This window comes from Allocellulophaga tsushimaensis (genome assembly GCF_055383085.1).
In genome coordinates, this window is the sequence record NZ_AP039451.1 from 1,928,745 (window position 1) to 1,948,690 (window position 19,946).

Here is a 19,946-nt window from a genome sequence, read left to right on the forward strand (position 1 = left end):
TTTGGTATTCATCAAATTAAAAAAAGTATTAAATGCAATTGATTGAAAACTTAAAGTGGAGATATGCCACTAAAAAATATGACACTTCAAAGAAAATTAGCGCTAAAGATTTAGAAATCATCAAAGAAGTAATTCAATTATCGGCAACGTCGTATGGGTTGCAGTTGTTTAAGGTTCTTATTATTGAAGATGCCGTTATAAGAGAAAAATTAAAACCTGTGTCTTGGGGTCAAACCCAAATTACAGATGCTTCTCATCTACTTGTATTTTGTGCTTATAATGATGTAACGGATCAAGACGTAGAGAACTATATCAATTTAAAAGCTAAAACACATGGGGTAGCGGTAGCTAGTTTAGAGGGTGCTAGTGATTTTATGAAAATGAAGATGAAAGAAAAATCAGTGGAAGAAAAACAATCTTGGACGGCAAAGCAAGCTTACATAGCATTATCTAATGCATTAAATGCTTGTGCTGAACTTCAAATAGATAGTACCCCTATAGAAGGTTTTGAACCAGAATCTTATAATGAAATTTTAAACTTAAAAGATAAAGGTCTTAACGCTAGCGTAGTTTTAACAGTTGGATATAGAAGTGAAGAAGATGCCGCTCAACACACAAAAAAAATTAGAAAACCGCTTGAAGCTATTTTTGAAAAAATATAGTTTAATTTAATGTTCAATTTTCAGTTAAAGGTGGGCTCATTTACATAAGTTTATGAACCCACCTTTATAAATTTATATGAGTGCTATAGTGCTAGTGTTTTTCCAATGGCTTTTCATTATAAATTAACTATTATAGTACATAGAAGCATCTTTTTTAACTGTTACTGCTTTCTTAGATCGTACTGATTTACACTTATTAATTAGATCTTGATCTAAATCAAGATGTATTGATGATAGTGGTCAAGCTTTTTTCTTAGCATACATCATAGTATACCCTTCAAATATATGCCAATTTTGTCCTGTTACGCATTGATGAATCTGGTTTAAAAGACATACAAAGATTTCATCTTAAATTATAAATAATATTATTATGAATACCTATCTCCTTCCTGTTATTGCTATTGTTATTGGTGTTTTTATTGCACTTATTACCAAAAATAAAAAATCAATAGCTACTAAACTCTTATTATCATTTAGTGGCGCATTTCTATTAGCATTAGCACTTTTTGACTTATTACCAGAGGTGTATCATCATTTAGAAGCGAAACAAACTGGGCTGTTTATTATGTTAGGTATTCTATTGCAAATTATTTTAGAATTTTTCTCTAAAGGGGTTGAACATGGTCACTCAGCTATCCAAAATGAGTCTCAAAACTTTCCATGGGTGCTATTTATCAGTCTTTGTATTCATAGTTTTTTAGAAGGCTTTCCTATTCATCAGCATAATGATATGGTGTATGGTATTTTGATTCATAAAATTCCGATAGCGGCATTAATTACTACATTTTTATTTCAATCTAATTATAGTACACTTCAAATTACTGGCTTCTTGCTTGTATTTGCAATAATGACCCCTTTAGGTACATATATTTCTAACAATACCATTTTGGCTACGGAATATATAGATATTGTAAATGCTGTAGTAATTGGGATCTTTTTACATATTGCTACAACTATTTTATTTGAAACGGGTGAAGGTCATAAATTTAATTTATCCAAACTAGTTATGATATGTTTGGGGATTTCAATTGCTCATTTTATGTAAAGGTTTCTTTTGCTAATGAGATCGTTTAGAAATTAATTGATAGCTCTATAGGCTACATATTACATTTAATACCTACCCGCTGTAAAAGATAATAAACAAACTTACCTATAGCTTAAAAGAAGGCATTACAGATGACAGGCAAGGAATGATGATTATAGAAAAGGAGGGAATCATTGATATTATTAACCAAGACGACTACTGTGAGGTTAAATAAAAGTACTCTTTTAGATTTTTAAATCATTGAAAAATGATTGGATTTGAACTTGAAATACATGGAGAAAAAACGGCTGCCTCAATAGAGGAAGGCGTTTTATCATTAGTCGTTACCAAAGTAACGAATTCTTAAGAAGATACCATTGATTTACATTTTACTGGACTGGATACCAAAGAGGATGATAAACACATCGATTGGAAATTACAGCATTAAAAGAAGGTGATACACTAACGCTTAAAATTAAAAATATTGAAGCGCCTTCTGATCCTATTCAAATTAGAAAAATGGATAAAGAACCGGATATCGAGCAAATGGTTAAAGAGTATTACTTCTTAAAATCACGTTTAGAAAAGGAAGGTTTAATTTAAATAAGCAGTGCTTTTAATGGAAATTAGGCTAAAGCAGTATCAAAATAATCCAATACTTCTAAAAAAGCTTTTTTGGTAGGATGCTTATCATCATCCACAAAATCATGTGTAAGTATAGAATGTCCTCTGCCGGGTAATTCGTGAAAAATGATGCGTTGCTTCTCATCAGTATTAAAAGTGCTGTCTAAAGTATTGAAACGAGAGGCTTTGCAAAAAATATCTTTTTTAAAGCGTCCACAATGCATAGGTCCAATATTGTCTAGTTTATCTTTAATAGTAGCAATTTCTTCTGGAGACATATGTATGTTGCTTTTTTTTAGTAATGGCATAGAAGGCTGACTTGCAAAACCAGCTAAAACAGCATCATTGGCCATTAAAGAAATAGCAAAATTACCAGTAAGGCACATACCAATAACGGCAACACCTTTTACGTTATACTTCTTTTTAACATGGGAGCATAATGCGGATAGATAGTCTACTACTGGGCTAGATTTATTAGAAGCAAACATGCGGAACTCTCTGCGCATACAGAGCACTCTAATAAAATTACTTGCCACTGCAGTTTTTCCTATAGGACCAAATAAATGTGGAATAACTATGCGATATCCTTCATTTGCAAAACGATCTGCAAGAGCCAAAGCTTTTTGGTCTATTCCAGGCATTTCTTGCATTAGGATTACAATTTTATGGCTTTCTCCTCTGGTGTAGATATCGTGATGTACTGTTTTTCCGTTTCTAATAGTGGCACTGAACACCTCTTGTGTATAAGCCGAAATGGGTGTAATCATATCTTTTTAGTATGACATAAAGATATGTGTTTTTTAAAAATTGGTTTAGTGTATAATTTTAAATAACTAATTACTATCTGTTGGTTTTAAATTAAACCATTGATTTTTAAAATATTGAATATCCTAATATTATAGAAAACGTTTGATAACTGGAGCTACTAATCACTAAATTGCCTAAAATTTCTCTAGGAGTTAGGTATCTTGCCTCTATGCTATACCTATTATTATATTTAAAACCAAGTCCAAAAGCCAAATTGGTTAAGGGTTTAACTTCTAAACTTCTTGGTGTTTCAAAATCAATAACCGAACTATTATTAATTAACTCTAAAACAAAGGATCCATTAATAAAAAATGTAGCGTTTTCATTAAGAAAGAAGTAGTGCCGTATTCCAATTGGTAATTCAATTGATTTGTAGTTAATTTGTGCATTATCCATACGGATTAGTCGACCATTTTGGAAAATAATGGCTACTCCTTCTGATTTAAAATTATGATAGGTAGGCTCAATAATAAATGACCATTTGTTTTTATTAAATGGAATTACAAACTCAGCTTCAATTCCAATTCTAAAAGAAAATTGATCATCAAACTGTGTCATTTCTATAATACTATTTTGTAGCGAGAGAGTAGAATAATTAAAGCCAGGTCTAAAATTTAAATTGAATAAATCTTTAGGTTGTTTTTGCTCATAATTGGTGTAGTTTTCGGCCAAACATTCATTGTATCCCACAAAAAAATTAATTAAATCTTTTTTCTCATAATCTAAATTCTTAAAGTTAAAGATTTTAAAAGATGAGCATTTTAAATCATCCCATAGTTGTTTTTTAAATTTATCATTTTCTCTTATTGTAGAATTCTCATCTTTATATGATTTGTATACTAATTGCTCTATATTATCGTTGTTATGACTATAAAAATATCTATTTAAATTTCCATCAAGATATTGATATAAACTTGCTTTGCCCTCAATTAATACTTTTAAAAAGAGTACTTCTTCTTTAAAAATAGGTTCTTTTGTTGAACTAAGGTACTCTATGTTTTTGCTAGATCTGTCTATGTTAACTGTAGCTTTTATGTATTTTGAAGCATTATCAATTCCAAATTCTTTAATAGATTTTAGATCACCAATTTTAGTTTCACTATCATTCAACAATCGATATTGAAATTGTGTTGGATTGCTTCTCCAATCAATGTTTTTTATTAAACATTCTTTTTTTTGATTAGAGTTGTCAATAATATATCCTTTTTCAAAGGAAATCTGACAATAGCTATTTAAGCATAAAATTGTACTTAAAAATAATAATAGCTGTTTTTTCATTATAATTTAGAAATTTAGTGTTTGTAGTATATCTTTATATTGTTGCGGTATTCAGTAATTAATAGAATTTGTTATGTATTTAGAATAGGGTGGTCAAAACTTATTAAAAAAGCAAATAAGCACTGGTAATCATCTTTTAATTATTTAAATACAATTATAATACATATTACGATAAAATGCTCAATTTTTATTTAAAATAACATATAAACTATATTTTAATTAAGTAAAATAAGAATTAAAATCTCAAGTAAGAAGGTTGTTCATTCTTATTTAACTTAAATAAATGGTTAGATTGCAGGCAATTTGTTTCTAGAGTTTTTATTTAAATAATTAGATTTAATTAGTCTTAAGCAATATAGTTGTTAAATAGAAATTATTATAAACTTTAAATGCGGATATGCTAGGATTAAAAGGTCTGATACCTTTTTTAATTAGTTTTTAAAAACAGAAAAGCCTAGAGAAATATCTCTAAGCTTTTTCTAACTCACCTAAATTACAACCAAATCGCTGTTTTGTATATATCTTTATGGTTTATATTATTTTTCTTACACAAATATATATAAAAGAAAGAAAAGTATTACATATTTTGTTGTGAAATTCTTAAAAATAGTTGTTTGAACCTATTTTTTATGATGTTAGAGTAATATTATGGGGTTTAGATGAGGTGAATATATTTTTCAAATTACATTCATAAATCATATGAATTGAAAAAAGCCCTTTAAAAAAAGGGCTCTGTAATATGTTCAGTAATTAATAGTTAGTTAGCTTTCAAAGTTTGTTTGGAGAAGTTATTAGGTCTTCTATATCACATTAAAGAAAGCTAAAATAAGGCAAACAAAAACGGAGGCGATGATGCTAATAAGAACTCCAACCATTAAAGTTAAAAATCCATTGAGCAGTCTGGTGCCAATTGAAACATTTTCCATAAGTGTATATTTTATACTTAAATTTAAGTATAAATATCTAACTATTATTATTGTAGCCGTTTTAATCGGTCAAAATAAGATTTTATTAGTTGTACGTTAGCTATTGCTTTTATCTTGTTAAAATTGGACGTAAAGTATCATTAGACCTAATTTTTTGTTGTTTCAGTTCCGTTTTAGGAACTTTTTTAGGTAATGATTTAGATGGTGGGAGTGGTTTTATTTTTGAATTGTCTTTTTCTTGTACTTCTTCTTTAAGAGCAGGCGTTTCTATTGGAGCATCAATTTTTTTTTGCCTGTTATCATCTTCACAAGAACAAAATGCACAAAACACTAATACAAATAAGAAATCAATATATTTTTTCATCCTAAATCCAACAACTTTATAATAAAGTACGGATAAAGTCTATAATTTGGATGCTAGCCCCTTTACTTTGTTTGATGTAATTAGCGTTAATAGCTCCAGTTTTAGAAGCATATTCGGGTTGCTTGTATAGTTTGTCAATTTCAGTTTTAAAACTATTGATATCGTTGATCGTAATAATACCATTTCGTTGTACTAAGTCTACTGCTTCTTTAAATTTCTTGTATTTAGGTCCTATAAGAACAGGAATTCCAAAAACAGCTGGTTCTAAAGTGTTGTGCAAACCAGTAGCAAAAGCACCACCCACATAAGCAATATCGGCGTAGTGGTATATTTTAGTTAATAAGCCTATAGTATCTATAAGTAAAACATCATAATTAAAAGTAGTATGCTCATCTAACTCCGAATATAAAAGTGTTTTCTTTTTTAGCGCAGCTTTTAAACTTTTGATATGACTCTTTTTTATGGTATGTGGGGCTATTACATATTTGATGTCATTTTCTGAGGTGTTTATAAAGTCAACTAAAATGGTTTCATCTTCTGGCCATGTACTCCCCGCAACCAAACAAAACTTGTTGTTTTTAAACGGAACCATAAAATCTAATGTATTATCGCGATCTAAAATTTCTAATACCCGATCAAAGCGAGTATCTCCACCAATGCTAGTATTTTTTAAGTGAATACTTTCTAATAATTTTTGAGACTGATCATCTTGCACAAAAAAATGTGTAAAATTAGATAGACTCTTCCGTATAAAACTACCATATGGTTTAAAGAAAATTTGTTCTTTTTTAAATAAAGCAGCAATTAATAGGGTGGGAATGTGCTGTTTTTTTAGTGCATTCAGATAATTAGGCCAAATTTCATATTTCACAAAAATGGCGAGCTTAGGATTTACAATCTTAATAAATTTATTTGCATTGTATTTGGTATCTAAAGGAAGGTAACTTACAAAATCTGCTGCAGGCGTATTTTTTTTTACTTCATAGCCAGAAGGAGAAAAGAAAGTAACTAGTATTTTATAAGTAGGGTAGGCAATTCTAAGTTTTTCTATTACAGGTAAACCTTGTTCAAATTCACCTAAAGAAGCAGTGTGTACCCAAATAACAGCCTCTTTTACAGTTTTTCTAGTTGAAATTTGTTCTTTTAAAGTTGTGAAAACAGATTTTCTACCTTTAATAAAAAGATTTAGTTTAGGGTTAAATGGTGCAATTAGTCTTAAAAAAAAACCAGCAATATAAACCAAACAATTGTAAATAAAACCCACACTATTTTGCTTTAGCGCTAAAATACGTTTCTTTATATAAATTCATTGGGTGCCGATTCTAATTTTTGTAAATTTGTATTCGTAATGCTGAGAAATAGCAATATGGATTGGCACAGATCTTAAAAAATATAGATGCGAAAAATTCAAATGGTAGACCTTAAAGGGCAGTACCAATCCATCAAAGAACAAGTAAATACTTCTATTTCCAATATTTTAGAAACTTCAGCCTTTATAAACGGTCCTGAAGTACATGGCTTTCAGAAAGAGCTAGAAGCATATACAGGTGCTAAACATGTAATTCCTTGTGCTAATGGTACGGATGCATTGCAAATTGCAATGATGGGTTTAGGTTTGCAACCGGGTGATGAGGTTATTACCGCAGATTTTACTTTTGCAGCTACCGTAGAAGTAATAGCATTATTACAACTAACACCAGTTTTAGTTGATGTAACACCAGATACCTTTAATATAGATCCAGTTGCTGTTGAGAAAGCAATTACAGCTAAAACAAAAGCAATAGTTCCTGTTCATTTATTTGGGCAATGTGCAAATATGGATGTGCTCTTAGAAATAGCAGAAAAACATAATTTATTTGTTATTGAGGATAATGCACAGGCTATAGGGGCTACACATACCTTTAAAAATGGTAAAAAGCAAAAGGCAGGAACTATGGGGCATGTTTCTGCAACTTCATTCTTCCCGTCTAAAAATTTAGGGGCATACGGCGATGGAGGTGCTATCTTTACAAATGATGATGAACTTGCACATACATTAAGAGGAATTGTAAACCATGGAATGTATCAACGCTATCATCATGATGTAGTAGGTGTGAATTCTAGATTAGATAGTATTCAAGCAGCAGTATTAAGAGCAAAATTACCTTTGTTAGATACGTATAATGCAAAAAGAAGAGCCGCTGCAAAAAAATATAATGCCGCTTTTACGGGTATTACAAATATAATAACGCCAATAACTGTAAATGGATGTGACGGTATTTGCAATACTTGTGATTGCCATGTATTTCATCAATACACTTTAAAAATAACAAATGGAAAGCGAGATGCTTTGGTAAAACATTTGAATGAAAATAATATTCCCTGTGGAGTGTATTATCCAATACCATTACACCAACAGAAAGCATATTTAGATGATCGGTATAAAGAGGAAGATTTTTTGGTAACCAACCAATTGGTGCAAGAAGTTATCTCTTTGCCTATGCATACAGAATTAGACGATGAACAAATTGATTTTATAACCAAAACAGTCATTGATTTTGTTCAGGATTAAGATGAAAAAACAAACACCACTAAAGAAGCAATAAAATGAAAATAGTAGTCACTGGAGGTCTTGGTTTTATAGGTTCGCACACTGTTGTAGAACTTCAAAATGAAGGCTTTGATGTTGTAATTATAGATGATCTTTCTAACTCATCAGAAAAAGTGTTAGATGGTATAACGGCCATCACTGGGAAAACACCAGTTTTTGAAAAATTAGACTTAAAAGAAAAAAATAAAGTAGAAGATTTCTTTAAAAGACATCAAGATGTACAAGGTGTTATTCATTTTGCAGCTTCTAAAGCCGTTGGTGAAAGTGTAGAGAAACCATTACTCTACTATGAGAATAATATAGGAACTTTAGTATATATCCTTAAAGAATTGGCACAAAAAAACAAAGCTAGTTTTATTTTTAGCTCTTCATGTACCGTGTATGGGCAGGCAGATGAGATGCCCATTACAGAAGATGCACCTGTTAAAGTAGCAGAATCTCCTTATGGGAATACCAAGCAAATGGGAGAAGAAATTATAGCTGACACCTGTAAAGTTACCCCAAGTTTAAATGCTATTGCTTTGCGTTATTTTAATCCAATGGGGGCGCATCCAAGTACAGAAATAGGAGAGCTACCTACAGGAGTGCCACAAAACTTAGTGCCTTTTATCACGCAAACCGGAATTGGAATGCGAGAACAATTATCAGTTTTTGGAGATGATTATCCCACAGTTGATGGTACTTGTATTCGCGACTATATACACGTGGTAGATTTAGCTAAAGCCCACGTAATAGCATTGCAACGATTATTGAATGAAAAAAATGATGCTAATTATGAAGTTTTTAATGTTGGAACAGGAAAAGGAAGTACTGTTTTAGAAGTCATAAAAAGTTTTGAAAAAGCATCAGGCAAAAAATTAAACTATAAAATAGTACCTAGAAGAGCAGGCGATATTACAACAGCTTATGCAGATACAGAAAAGGCAAACACTGTTTTGGGGTGGCGTGCACAATCTACTTTAGATGAAGCCATGAAATCTGCTTGGGATTGGGAGCAGAAAATTAGAAGCTAAAAGTTCCAGTTGTTCTAAAAAGAGATTTTAATAATCAATATTTATAAAGTACACTTTTTTAAGATGAAAAAATTAATAACACTTATCGCTTTTCTTTTTGCCTTAACAGTTACTGCGCAAGATACCTATATCCAATGTGGAAGCATATTAGATGTAAAATCGGGTAAACTACTATCAGAAAAAACAATTGTAGTATCTGCTAACAAAATTAAAAGTATCCAAAATGGGTACACTTCTGGTACTGCAGCAGACAAGATGATTAATTTAAGAACTAAAACAGTTTTGCCTGGCCTTATTGATTTACATGTTCATATAGAAAGCGAAACAAATCCTAAAAGTTATGGTGCTAAGTATACCGATAACGAAGCAGATATTGCATTCCAATCTACAGTATATGCAAAACGTACTTTAATGGCAGGGTTTACTACCGTTAGAGATTTAGGAGGAACAGGTGTAAATATAGCATTGCGTAATGCAATTAATGCGGGTAAAGTAGATGGGCCTAGAATATTTACGGCTGGGAACATCATATCTTCAACAGGTGGGCACGGAGATCCTACTAATGGAGGAAAAGCAGAATTATTAGGTGATCCAGGTCCAAAAGAAGGTGTGGTAAATTCGCCTGAAGATGCTCGTAAAGCGGTAAGGCAGCGTTATAAAAATGGTGCAGACGTTATTAAAATTACTGCAACTGGAGGCGTATTGAGTGTAGCAAAAAACGGTAGTAATTCGCAATTTACTATTGCCGAGATAGAAGCTATTGTAGCTACAGCTAAAGATTATGGAATGTTAACCGCTGCACATGCGCATGGTGATGAGGGGATGCAACGTGCGGTAAAAGCAGGGATTAAAACCATAGAACATGGTACTTTTATGAGTGAAGAAACCATGGAGTTAATGAAAAAATACAATGCCTATATGGTGCCTACCATTAGTGCAGGGAAATATGTGGCAGAAAAAGCAAAGATTGAAGGGTTTTACCCTGCTATTATTGTACCTAAAGCTTTAGAAGTAGGGCCACAACTACAAGGTACTTTTAGGAAAGCCTATAAAAAAGGAGTGCCCATTGCATTTGGTACAGATGCAGGTGTTTTTCCGCATGGCGAAAATGCCAAAGAGTTTGGTTATATGGTAGAAGCAGGGATGCCAAGTATTAAAGCTATACAATCTGCAACAATAACAAATGCAGATTTATTGAGCTCTGCTGATGAAATAGGACAATTAAAAGAAGGCTTTTTTGCAGATATTATTGCAGTAGACGCTAACCCACTAAAAGAGGTGTCTACCTTAGAAAATGTAGTTTTTGTAATGAAAAATGGTAAAGTGTATAAACATTTAAAATAAGTTTTAATTCTTTTGTACTTAGTATAGTGCTATTTCTACTGAAGAGTTTTGGATATTAATTTTTAATTTACATAAGCTAAATTTCCAGTATCACCGTACATATAAGTATGGTAGTACAATTTAATACAATTTCTGCTCTTTTAGAAAATGCACAATCAGAAGCATTATATAAGAAGTTAGTAGACCAATTAAAGAAAGACTTTAATTTAGCTAACATTGAAATTAATTTGCCTTTACATGTATCAGCCATAAATTTAAAAACAATTCTACACCAAAAAATATATAGACTTCTTCTTGATGATTTTTCTAAATATTTAAACCTTTTGTATATCATAGATGTATCAGAACAAGCTGTTAAAAAAATTGCCGCAACAGATGTCATCGAAATTTCTGAACAAGTAGCCTTTCTAATTTTAAAAAGAGAGTTTCAAAAAGTATTTTATAAAGCAAAGTATAGTTGAGTAACTATTCTTGTAAAGATTTTTTAATCTGCTTTTTCTGGGCTTTGTAGTTTATCGATGTAGATAGACCACTTGTCTTGAAAGGCTATAATTGTGCTTATCGACGAAATGCAATTTAATAAGTTGTTGTTTTTTCTAGGATGTATTTCATCATTTTTTTAGGGGAGTTAAACCAAAAATCAAATTTCGAGAGCCTTTTTCTCAAATGATTATAGACCTTTGTTGCTCACCAAATGTTACAATTATGAAAACAGTTTTACTTATTAAAGGAGTTTATTCAGAAAGATTAAATAGTATTACAAATTTTGCAATAAGAAATTCAATGCGATTTTTTGCATGGATGAGCATCTCACTTTTTGCTGTAGTGGTATATGCTTTTATATATAGATTAGCAACTGGTTTTGTATTTTAATAAGTCTTACTTATTTATAAATTAAAAAGTCAATTAAAATGAAAGGTTTTATAAATCAAAAATCTTTAAAATGGATAAAATGGTTTAGTATTACTAGCTTTTTTATCATTGGAATATATATTCTTATATACATAGTAGTATCAAGCATTTTTACAGCGTTTATTTTTAAATAAACAACCTCAGGACAAGCTTAGGAACATTTAAATCCCGATTATAGAGTAAAAGAATAGATGCGTTAACATAGTGTGAATATTTTTGTTATAAAAATGATTAGAACCTCTTCTGTTCTATTTTATAAGAAATTTCTAGAACTAGATTTTAACAATTGCCTTCTATTTCCAAAACAATTCCATTAATCCCAATTTTTTAGCGAGATCTTGGTTGAATAATCTCGACCCTTGTGTCGATTTCCTTTTATTGAGTCTAGGGTTTGCCCTAGGGTTTAATACCTTTTATATATAACAGAAACCAAGGTTAAGGTTTTTAGTTTCTATTAAATTATCTTCCACTATATAGTTAATATAAAAATAAACTACCTCTGGGTAAGTTTATGAGATATTTGTAAGGAAATAACTTAAAAATACCGAGGCAAGCTTCAGAGTATTTTACGCTCTATGATCGAGTAAAACGATACCACATTGTTTTACAAATTATTCATTAGAATTCTAAAGTTTAGATTAGATATAAAAAATCTAAGCAAGTAATATTCTTATATTCTAAAAAGAGAATTCCAAAAAGACTTTTGGGAAGCTAGTTGTCAGCTCAAAATCAGATCCAATTTTCAAATTTCGTTTCAATTCTTTTAATGAGTCATCACTTCTGTATGAGTGCTCTTTTTCTTGGTATTGTAGTTTATCGATTTAGACAAACCACTTGTCTAGAGCTGTTATAATTGTGCTTATCGACAAAATGCAATTTAATAAGTTGTTGTTTTTTTTAGTGTGTATTTCATCATTTTTTTAAAGGATTTAAACCAAAAATCTAATTTTTTACGCTTTTTTCTGAGATGAATCTAGACCTTTGTATCTCACTAAAAGTTACAATTATGAAAACAATTTTACTTATCAAGGGAGTTTACTCAGAAAGATTAAATAGCATTACAAATTTTGTAGTAAGGAATTCAATGCGTGTTTTTGCTTGGATGAGTATCTCACTTTTTGCTGTAGTAGTATATGCCTTTGTATATAGATTAGTTACAGGGTTTGCATTTTAATATCATTATAAAATTAAATAACATGACAGAACAAATAACTCAAAAATCGTTAAGATTTATCAAATGGTTTAGTATTGCATTATTAATAGCCGCGATATACATTCTTATGTATTCTTTTATATCAGCTTTAATAATGAAGTTTGTTTTTGAATAATCTTAAAAATAAACCCTAACAAAAGGGGTAAGTGCATCTATATAAATACTTCTGTTCGTATTAAAAAGAACATCGTATCGTATCCCTACAGTAATATTCTGGTTAACGTAACCAATTCCTAAAAATAAAGCAGGGCTCCAGTAATTATCTTCTATCCCTCCAAATGTTCTATTTACCCTTAGTTGCTCGTACTCAGCAGAAAGTTGTACTTGTGGTATGGGATTAAATAGTGTTAAAGCACTAGCACCATACGAAACCAACTCTTGATTGCTAAACTGCGTGTAATTAAAATTTAAAGAAGTACCCACGGCAAATATATCTGTAGCTTGGTAAATAGCACTAGGCGCTATACTTGCATTAAATGATCCGTTTCCAAACCCTAAGCCTATTCCACCGCCATAACGTACTTTCTCCCAAAAATTACTTTTCGTAATAGTATTTTGACCATAAGAAAAAAATGAGAATACTATAAAAAAGAGGGCAAAAAAAATATTTTTTAAAGCTGTAAAACCATTTTTAAGCATAATTGTTATTTTTTAGTATAATTACTGTCTAAGATAATACTAGAAAAATGAAATGTTGTATTTTTGATTTAAATTTTATTCTTAAGGAAAGAAAAGTATTTTATGGATAAATATTCCTTTTTAAACGCGGCACACACTTCTTATTTTGCGGCGTTATATGACAAGTATTTAGTGAATCCCGATAGTGTTGAGCCAAGTTGGCGTGCTTTTTTTCAAGGGTACGACTTTGGACATGAAAGTTTGTTAGATGAGTTAGATATAGCTCCTGCAAATGCAGATATGGCTTTAAGTGGCGCAACAGAAGTGCCTCATTCTTTACAAAAAGAATTTCAGGTCATTCGTTTAATAGATGGATATCGTTCTCGTGGGCATTTGTTTACGAAAACTAACCCTGTCCGCGACAGAAGAACATATACTCCAACATTAGCTATTGAAAATTTTGGACTTTCTTCTGCTGACTTACATACTGTTTTTACAGCAGGTGAAATCTTAGATATAGGACCAAGTACGCTCGATAAAATATTGAAGCATTTAAATAATATTTATTGCGATGCTATTGGGGTGGAATACATGTATATTAGAAATCCAGAACGTTTAGATTGGATTCAGAATTGGTTGAATGTAAATGACAATCACCCTAAATTAGACTCAGAAGCAAAAAAACATATTCTTAAGAAATTAAATCAAGCAGTATCTTTTGAAAGTTTTTTACATACCAAATATGTAGGGCAAAAACGTTTTTCATTAGAAGGGAATGAGTCTCTAATCCCAGCACTAGATGCAATAGTAGAAAGAGCTGCAGAATTAGGGGTTGAGCAATTTGTAATGGGGATGGCACACAGAGGTAGACTTAATGTGTTAACCAATATTTTTGGAAAAGCAGCAAAAGATATCTTTAGTGAGTTTGATGGAAAAGATTATGAGCAAGTAATTTTTGATGGAGATGTAAAATACCACTTAGGCTGGACTTCTGATCGTATGTCTGATAATGGTAATAAAATAAAAATGAATATTGCACCAAACCCATCTCATTTAGAGACTGTAGGTGCAGTAGTAGAAGGCATTACAAGAGCAAAACAAGATGCACATTATAAGGAAGATTTTTCTAAAGTATTGCCTATAGTAGTTCATGGTGATGCAGCAATTGCGGGCCAAGGTTTGGTGTATGAAGTTATCCAAATGGCAGCCTTAGATGGTTATAGAACAGGAGGTACCATACATATAGTAGTAAACAATCAAATAGGGTTTACAACTAATTATCTAGATGCCAGAAGTTCTACCTATTGTACAGATATTGGTAAGGTAACCTTAAGTCCGGTTTTACATGTAAATGCAGATGATGCCGAAGCAGTAGTGCATGCATCAATGTTTGCTTTGGAATACAGAATGCGTTTTGAAAGAGATGTATTTATAGATTTATTAGGCTATAGAAAGTATGGGCATAACGAAGGTGATGAACCTCGTTTTACACAGCCTAAACTTTACAAAGCTATTGCAAAGCATAAAAACCCAAGAGATATTTATGCAGAAAAACTGATAGCAGAAGGTATTATTGATGAAACTCATATTAAAGGGTTAGAGCAAGAATATAAAAATAGTCTTGAGGTAGAATTGGAAGATTCTAGAAAAGAAGACAAAACGATTATTACGCCATTTATGGCAGACGAATGGAGTGGTTTTGAAACAGTGCAAGAGGAAGGAATGACACAGGAGGTAGCCACTGCATATGATAAAGATAAGCTTACGGAGGTAGCAAAAGCTTTAACCGCATTACCATCAGATAAAAAATTCTTGCGCAAAGTAGTAAAGCTAGTAGAAGCTCGTAAAAAAATGTTCTTTGAAGATGATCAATTAGACTGGGCAATGGGCGAACTTTTAGCATATGGTTCCTTATTGCAAGAAGGCTATGGCGTTCGTATGTCTGGGCAAGATGTAGAGCGTGGTACTTTTTCGCACCGTCATGCCGTTATCAAAGCTGAAGAAAGTGAAGAAGAAGTATTGCAATTAAATCTCCTTTCAGACAAAAAAGGCGATTTCCAAATATATAATTCCCATTTATCAGAGTATGGTGTTGTTGGTTTTGACTATGGTTATGCTATGGCAAGTCCTAATACGCTAACTATTTGGGAAGCACAGTTTGGAGATTTTAGCAATGGCGCACAAATTATGTTAGATCAGTATATTTCTGCTGCAGAAGACAAATGGAAATTGCAAAATGGTTTGGTTATGCTATTGCCGCATGGATATGAAGGTCAAGGAGCAGAACATTCATCAGCGCGTATGGAGCGTTATTTACAATTATGTGCAAGTGATAATATGTATGTGGCAGATTGTTCCACACCAGCAAATATGTTTCATTTGTTACGTAGACAAATGAAAGCTAATTTTAGAAAACCACTCATTGTTTTTACACCAAAAAGTCTGTTACGTCATCCAAAAGCAGTTTCTAAAGTAGAAGAATTTACCAATGGAAATTTCCAAGAAGTAATAGACGATGTTGCTGCTAGTCCTAAAAAGGTAAAAACATTGGTATTCTGTACAGGGAAATTTTATTATGATTTATTGGCTGAAAGAGAAGAAAAGGAAAGAGACGATGTCGCTTTAGTTCGTGTAGAACAATTATTTCCATTACCATCAGACCAAATGAAAGCTTTAATTAAAAAATACGATGCAGAAGATATTGTTTGGGCACAAGAAGAACCAAGAAATATGGGAGCGTGGAGTCATATTATGATGCATTTTAGTGATGCGCAAAAAATGCGAGTAGCTTCAAGACGTTTTTATGCTTCTCCAGCAGCAGGTAGTGCTGTGCGTTCTAAACGTCGTCATCAAGAAGTGGTAGATTATGTTTTTGATCAATCAAAAGATAACATGATTAGGCCAAAAGCAAAAAAATAAAACTAAAATATATACAAGGGTATAAATTAAAATTATAAGAAATGATTTTAGAAATGAAAGTTCCTTCACCAGGGGAATCTATAACAGAGGTAGAAATTGCAGAATGGTTAGTGCAAGACGGCGATTATGTAGAAAAAGACCAAGCCATTGCTGAGGTAGATTCCGATAAGGCAACATTAGAATTGCCAGCTGAGGTAAGTGGAATAATCACGTTAAAAGCAGAAGAAGGTGATGCAGTAGAAGTTGGTGCTGTGGTATGTTTAATAGATACAAGTGCAGAAAAACCAGCAGGTGGAGTAACCGAAAAACCAATAAAAAAAGAAGCCCCTAAAGCGGAAGTTAAAAAAGAAGAAGCGCCAGCGGCTAAAAAAGAAACCTATGCATCGGGAGCGGCATCTCCTGCTGCTAAAAAAATATTGGCAGAAAAGGGAATGGAAGCCAATGCAGTAAAAGGAACAGGAAGAGACGGAAGAATAACAAAAGAAGATGCAGTAAGTGCTAAGCCAGCTATGGGAGCTCCTAGTAGTGGAGGGAATAGAGGAGAAAGCAGATCTAAATTATCTATGCTGCGTAGAAAAGTAGCAGAGCGTTTGGTTTCAGTTAAAAACGAAACGGCTATGTTAACTACTTTTAATGAGGTAGATATGTCTCCTATTTTTGAGTTGCGTAAACAATACAAAGAAACCTTTAAAAGTAAACATAATGTAGGTTTAGGATTTATGTCTTTCTTTACATTAGCCGTGGTTAGAGCATTAGAAATGTACCCATCTGTAAATTCTATGATAGATGGTAAAGAAATGCTTTCTTTTGATTTTTGCGATATTAGTATTGCCGTTTCTGGCCCTAAAGGTTTAATGGTGCCAGTAATAAGAAATGCAGAAAATTTAAGCTTTAGAGGAGTTGAAGCAGAAGTAAAACGCTTAGCAATTAGAGCAAGAGAAGGTGAGATTACAGTTGATGAAATGACAGGAGGTACTTTTACAATAACAAACGGAGGTGTGTTTGGTTCTATGTTATCTACACCAATTATCAATCCACCGCAAAGTGCCATATTAGGCATGCATAATATCGTAGAAAGACCAATAGCAAAAAATGGCGAAGTAGTTATTGCGCCAATTATGTATGTGGCTTTATCGTATGACCATAGAATAATTGATGGTAAAGAATCTGTAGGGTTCTTAGTAGCCGTTAAAGAAGCTTTAGAAAACCCAGAAGAGTTATTAATGGGTGGTAATGTTACCAAAGCTTTAGAGCTATAATAAAGCTTTAAATAATTTATGAAAGACCCATTTGGAGATATCTAAATGGGTCTTTTTTTGTGATAGAATATTATACTTAAACTGACTCTATTTTTTTCTTTTCAAGTACACACAGCTTTTATCGTAATCAATAATCGCTTTAGATTTTTTTAGAATATCAGCTCCAATAATACCATCTACAGGTAGTGCTTTGTGAGCAATTAATGCTTCGTTCACATGAACTAAATCGAACAAAACAATTTTTAGTTTTTTAGAAGTCCATTTCCCTATTTCAATTTTATTTTTGGTAGAAATTAGAGTTTCCATATTTGTAGCACCAGCACCAGCAGCTTTTATTTTAGATGCTTTAGAAGTAAGGTTAAACTGATCGATCTTATCAAAACCAATACAAGTATTAGAAGCGCCTGTGTCTAGAATAAACCGACCAGAAATACCATTAATAGTAGCTTGTATTTCAAAATGATTTGTTGCCGTTAATACAAGTTTTATTTTGTGATATTTTTTTGATTGTAAAAATTTTTTTAAACTACTCATGGAATGCAATTATTTTATCAAAGATAAGATTATTTTTGCCCTATGATACTTACAGATACGCATACGCATTTATATAGTGAAGCTTTTGATGAAGATAGAGATGAGATGGTGAAAAGAGCTATAGATAATGGTGTTTCTCGTTTTTTTATTCCAGCCATAGATTCAACCTATACCAATGCAATGTTAGCTTTAGAAAAAGCATATCCAGAGCATATGTTTTTAATGGCGGGTTTGCATCCAACCCATGTTAAAGAAGATTATAAAAAAGAACTTGAGCATGTAGAAGAAATGTTGTCTAAACATAAATTTTATGCTATTGGAGAAATAGGGATCGATTTATATTGGGATAAAACACTTTTAAAAGAACAACAAGAGGCATTTCGTTTTCAAATACGTTTAGCTAAAAAACATAAATTACCCATAGTAATTCATTGCAGAGATGCTTTTGACGAAGTTTTTGAAGTTTTAGAAACCGAAAAAGGGTCAGATTTGTATGGCATTTTTCATTGCTTTACCGGAACCTTAGCACAAGCACGTCAGGCAATCCATTACAATATGAAATTGGGAATAGGTGGTGTTGTTACCTTTAAGAATGGGAAGATAGACACTTTTTTAAATGAAATAAACCTAAAACATATCGTATTAGAAACAGATGCTCCTTATTTAGCCCCTACGCCCTACCGCGGAAAAAGAAATGAGAGCTCCTATATTACTCAGGTTTTAGAAAAATTAACTGTAATTTATGGAATGTCAAATACAGAAATAGCTGCAATAACTACAGAAAATTCAAAGGCTATTTTTGGAGTTTAAAAGTAAAAGCAAATGGAATCTAAAAAAACAAATATACTCCTTATATACACTGGTGGAACTATTGGAATGGTAAAGGATTATGAGACAGGTTCTTTAAAAGCATTTAACTTTAAAAAGCTATTAAAAAATATTCCTGAGTTAAATCAACTGGATTGCAGTATCAATACATTTTCTTTTGAAGAACCCATAGATTCTTCTAATATGAATACAGAGCACTGGGCAGACATCGCCAATACAATCGCAACTAATTATGATGCGTATGATGGTTTTGTAGTATTGCATGGTAGTGATACCATGAGTTATACATCTTCTGCATTAAGTTATATGTTAGAAAACTTATCAAAGCCAGTTATTTTTACAGGTTCGCAGTTACCAATAGGAGATTTAAGAACAGATGCTAAAGAAAATTTAATTACTTCAATTCAGATAGCATCCTTACAGCATAAAGGAAAAGCAGTAATTCAAGAAGTTTGTCTTTATTTTGAATATAAATTGTATCGAGCAAATAGGACTACAAAAATAAATGCAGAACATTTTGAAGCATTTAGTTCTTTAAATTATCATCATTTAGTGGAGTCTGGTGTTCATTTAAAAGTTTATAATGAATATTTATTAAAGAAAAAACGTGTTAAAAAACTTAAAGTGCATACTGAATTTGATAATAATGTAGCCATCTTAAAGTTGTTTCCGGGGTTTAACAAAAGTTTAATACAAGCAGTATTGAGTACACCAAATTTAAAAGGGCTAATACTAGAAACCTATGGTGCCGGTAATGCACCAACCGAAAAATGGTTGCTCAATAGCTTAAAAGAAGCCATGAAAACAGGAATCCATATTATTAATGTTACACAGTGTTCAGGTGGAAGTGTTATTATGGGACAATACGAGACTAGTATAGCATTAAAGAAATTGCAAGTGATTAATGGTAAGGATATTACAACAGAAGCCGCCATTACAAAATTAATGTATTTATTAGGGAGTAAAGTTTCTCCAAAATTATTTAAAACAGTTTTTGAAACTTCTTTACGTGGAGAAATGAGCTAAAAATA

General features: G+C 31.8%; 19 protein-coding genes. 13 read left to right on the forward strand and 6 right to left on the reverse strand.

Annotation, left to right across the window (positions count from 1 at the left end; genetic code table 11):
* Positions 1–32: 32 nt before the first annotated feature.
* From ACZ451_RS08200 to ACZ451_RS08210, 3 genes are all read left to right on the forward strand, one after another.
* A complete protein-coding gene (locus ACZ451_RS08200; protein ID WP_464216633.1) occupies positions 33–662 on the forward strand; it encodes an NAD(P)H-dependent oxidoreductase in 630 nt (209 codons plus the stop codon).
* Positions 663–1,032: 370 nt separating this feature from the next.
* Positions 1,033–1,707 (forward strand): ZIP family metal transporter, encoded by a 675-nt coding sequence (locus ACZ451_RS08205; protein ID WP_464216634.1) that lies wholly within the window; start codon positions 1,033–1,035, stop codon positions 1,705–1,707.
* A 408-nt stretch (positions 1,708–2,115) separates the two neighbouring features.
* On the forward strand, positions 2,116–2,289 hold the full coding sequence (locus tag ACZ451_RS08210) for a hypothetical protein (protein WP_464216635.1): 174 nt from the start codon (positions 2,116–2,118) through the stop codon (positions 2,287–2,289).
* 23 nt (positions 2,290–2,312) lie between these two features.
* Here the strand turns inward: ACZ451_RS08210 and ACZ451_RS08215 are convergent, their stop codons facing one another.
* The 4 genes from ACZ451_RS08215 to ACZ451_RS08230 form a co-directional block, all read right to left on the reverse strand.
* Positions 2,313–3,077: a dienelactone hydrolase family protein gene (locus ACZ451_RS08215; protein ID WP_464216636.1), complete on the reverse strand. Its 765-nt coding sequence runs from the start codon at positions 3,075–3,077 to the stop codon at positions 2,313–2,315.
* 106 nt (positions 3,078–3,183) lie between these two features.
* A complete protein-coding gene (locus tag ACZ451_RS08220) occupies positions 3,184–4,395 on the reverse strand; it encodes an outer membrane beta-barrel protein (RefSeq protein ID WP_464216637.1) in 1,212 nt (403 codons plus the stop codon).
* A gap of 1,035 nt (positions 4,396–5,430) precedes the next feature.
* On the reverse strand, positions 5,431–5,685 hold the full coding sequence (locus ACZ451_RS08225; RefSeq protein WP_464216638.1) for a hypothetical protein: 255 nt from the start codon (positions 5,683–5,685) through the stop codon (positions 5,431–5,433).
* Positions 5,686–5,701: 16 nt separating this feature from the next.
* Positions 5,702–6,949, reverse strand: coding sequence for a 3-deoxy-D-manno-octulosonic acid transferase (locus ACZ451_RS08230; protein WP_464216639.1), 1,248 nt, complete (start codon positions 6,947–6,949; stop codon positions 5,702–5,704).
* Positions 6,950–7,081: 132 nt separating this feature from the next.
* On the opposite strand from ACZ451_RS08230, the gene ACZ451_RS08235 reads away from it, so the two are divergent.
* The 6 genes from ACZ451_RS08235 (at position 7,082) to ACZ451_RS08260 (ending at position 12,718) form a co-directional block, all read left to right on the forward strand.
* Positions 7,082–8,236, forward strand: coding sequence for a DegT/DnrJ/EryC1/StrS family aminotransferase (locus tag ACZ451_RS08235; protein WP_464216640.1), 1,155 nt, complete (start codon positions 7,082–7,084; stop codon positions 8,234–8,236).
* A gap of 35 nt (positions 8,237–8,271) precedes the next feature.
* Complete coding sequence (galE, locus tag ACZ451_RS08240) at positions 8,272–9,288, forward strand: UDP-glucose 4-epimerase GalE (RefSeq protein ID WP_464216641.1); 1,017 nt, start codon at positions 8,272–8,274, stop codon at positions 9,286–9,288.
* 63 nt (positions 9,289–9,351) lie between these two features.
* Positions 9,352–10,632 carry a metal-dependent hydrolase family protein gene (locus ACZ451_RS08245; RefSeq protein WP_464216642.1) on the forward strand — a complete coding sequence of 427 codons (1,281 nt, stop codon included), beginning with the start codon at positions 9,352–9,354 and terminating at the stop codon, positions 10,630–10,632.
* A gap of 107 nt (positions 10,633–10,739) precedes the next feature.
* Positions 10,740–11,093: a hypothetical protein gene (locus ACZ451_RS08250; protein WP_464216643.1), complete on the forward strand. Its 354-nt coding sequence runs from the start codon at positions 10,740–10,742 to the stop codon at positions 11,091–11,093.
* Between the two features lie 244 nt (positions 11,094–11,337).
* Positions 11,338–11,505 carry a DUF6747 family protein gene (locus ACZ451_RS08255; RefSeq protein WP_464216644.1) on the forward strand — a complete coding sequence of 56 codons (168 nt, stop codon included), beginning with the start codon at positions 11,338–11,340 and terminating at the stop codon, positions 11,503–11,505.
* Between the two features lie 1,045 nt (positions 11,506–12,550).
* A complete protein-coding gene (locus ACZ451_RS08260) occupies positions 12,551–12,718 on the forward strand; it encodes a DUF6747 family protein (RefSeq protein WP_464216645.1) in 168 nt (55 codons plus the stop codon).
* A gap of 156 nt (positions 12,719–12,874) precedes the next feature.
* On the opposite strand, the gene ACZ451_RS08265 is transcribed toward ACZ451_RS08260, so the two are convergent.
* Positions 12,875–13,396, reverse strand: a complete 522-nt coding sequence (locus ACZ451_RS08265; RefSeq protein WP_464216646.1) for an alpha-ketoglutarate decarboxylase — start codon at positions 13,394–13,396, stop codon at positions 12,875–12,877.
* 102 nt (positions 13,397–13,498) lie between these two features.
* Here ACZ451_RS08265 and ACZ451_RS08270 point away from each other — a divergent pair, with 102 nt between their 5' ends.
* A complete protein-coding gene (locus tag ACZ451_RS08270; RefSeq protein ID WP_464216647.1) occupies positions 13,499–16,294 on the forward strand; it encodes a 2-oxoglutarate dehydrogenase E1 component in 2,796 nt (931 codons plus the stop codon).
* 41 nt (positions 16,295–16,335) lie between these two features.
* Positions 16,336–17,553 carry a 2-oxoglutarate dehydrogenase complex dihydrolipoyllysine-residue succinyltransferase gene (gene odhB / locus ACZ451_RS08275; RefSeq protein ID WP_464216648.1) on the forward strand — a complete coding sequence of 406 codons (1,218 nt, stop codon included), beginning with the start codon at positions 16,336–16,338 and terminating at the stop codon, positions 17,551–17,553.
* An 87-nt stretch (positions 17,554–17,640) separates the two neighbouring features.
* On the opposite strand, the gene ACZ451_RS08280 is transcribed toward odhB, so the two are convergent.
* Positions 17,641–18,087: a retropepsin-like aspartic protease gene (locus tag ACZ451_RS08280; protein WP_464216649.1), complete on the reverse strand. Its 447-nt coding sequence runs from the start codon at positions 18,085–18,087 to the stop codon at positions 17,641–17,643.
* Between the two features lie 42 nt (positions 18,088–18,129).
* Here ACZ451_RS08280 and ACZ451_RS08285 point away from each other — a divergent pair, with 42 nt between their 5' ends.
* Together ACZ451_RS08285 and ACZ451_RS08290 are read left to right on the forward strand one after the other, a co-directional pair.
* On the forward strand, positions 18,130–18,897 hold the full coding sequence (locus ACZ451_RS08285; RefSeq protein WP_464216650.1) for a TatD family hydrolase: 768 nt from the start codon (positions 18,130–18,132) through the stop codon (positions 18,895–18,897).
* A gap of 12 nt (positions 18,898–18,909) precedes the next feature.
* Positions 18,910–19,941 carry an asparaginase gene (locus ACZ451_RS08290; protein ID WP_464216651.1) on the forward strand — a complete coding sequence of 344 codons (1,032 nt, stop codon included), beginning with the start codon at positions 18,910–18,912 and terminating at the stop codon, positions 19,939–19,941.
* The last annotated feature ends 5 nt before the right edge of the window (positions 19,942–19,946 follow it).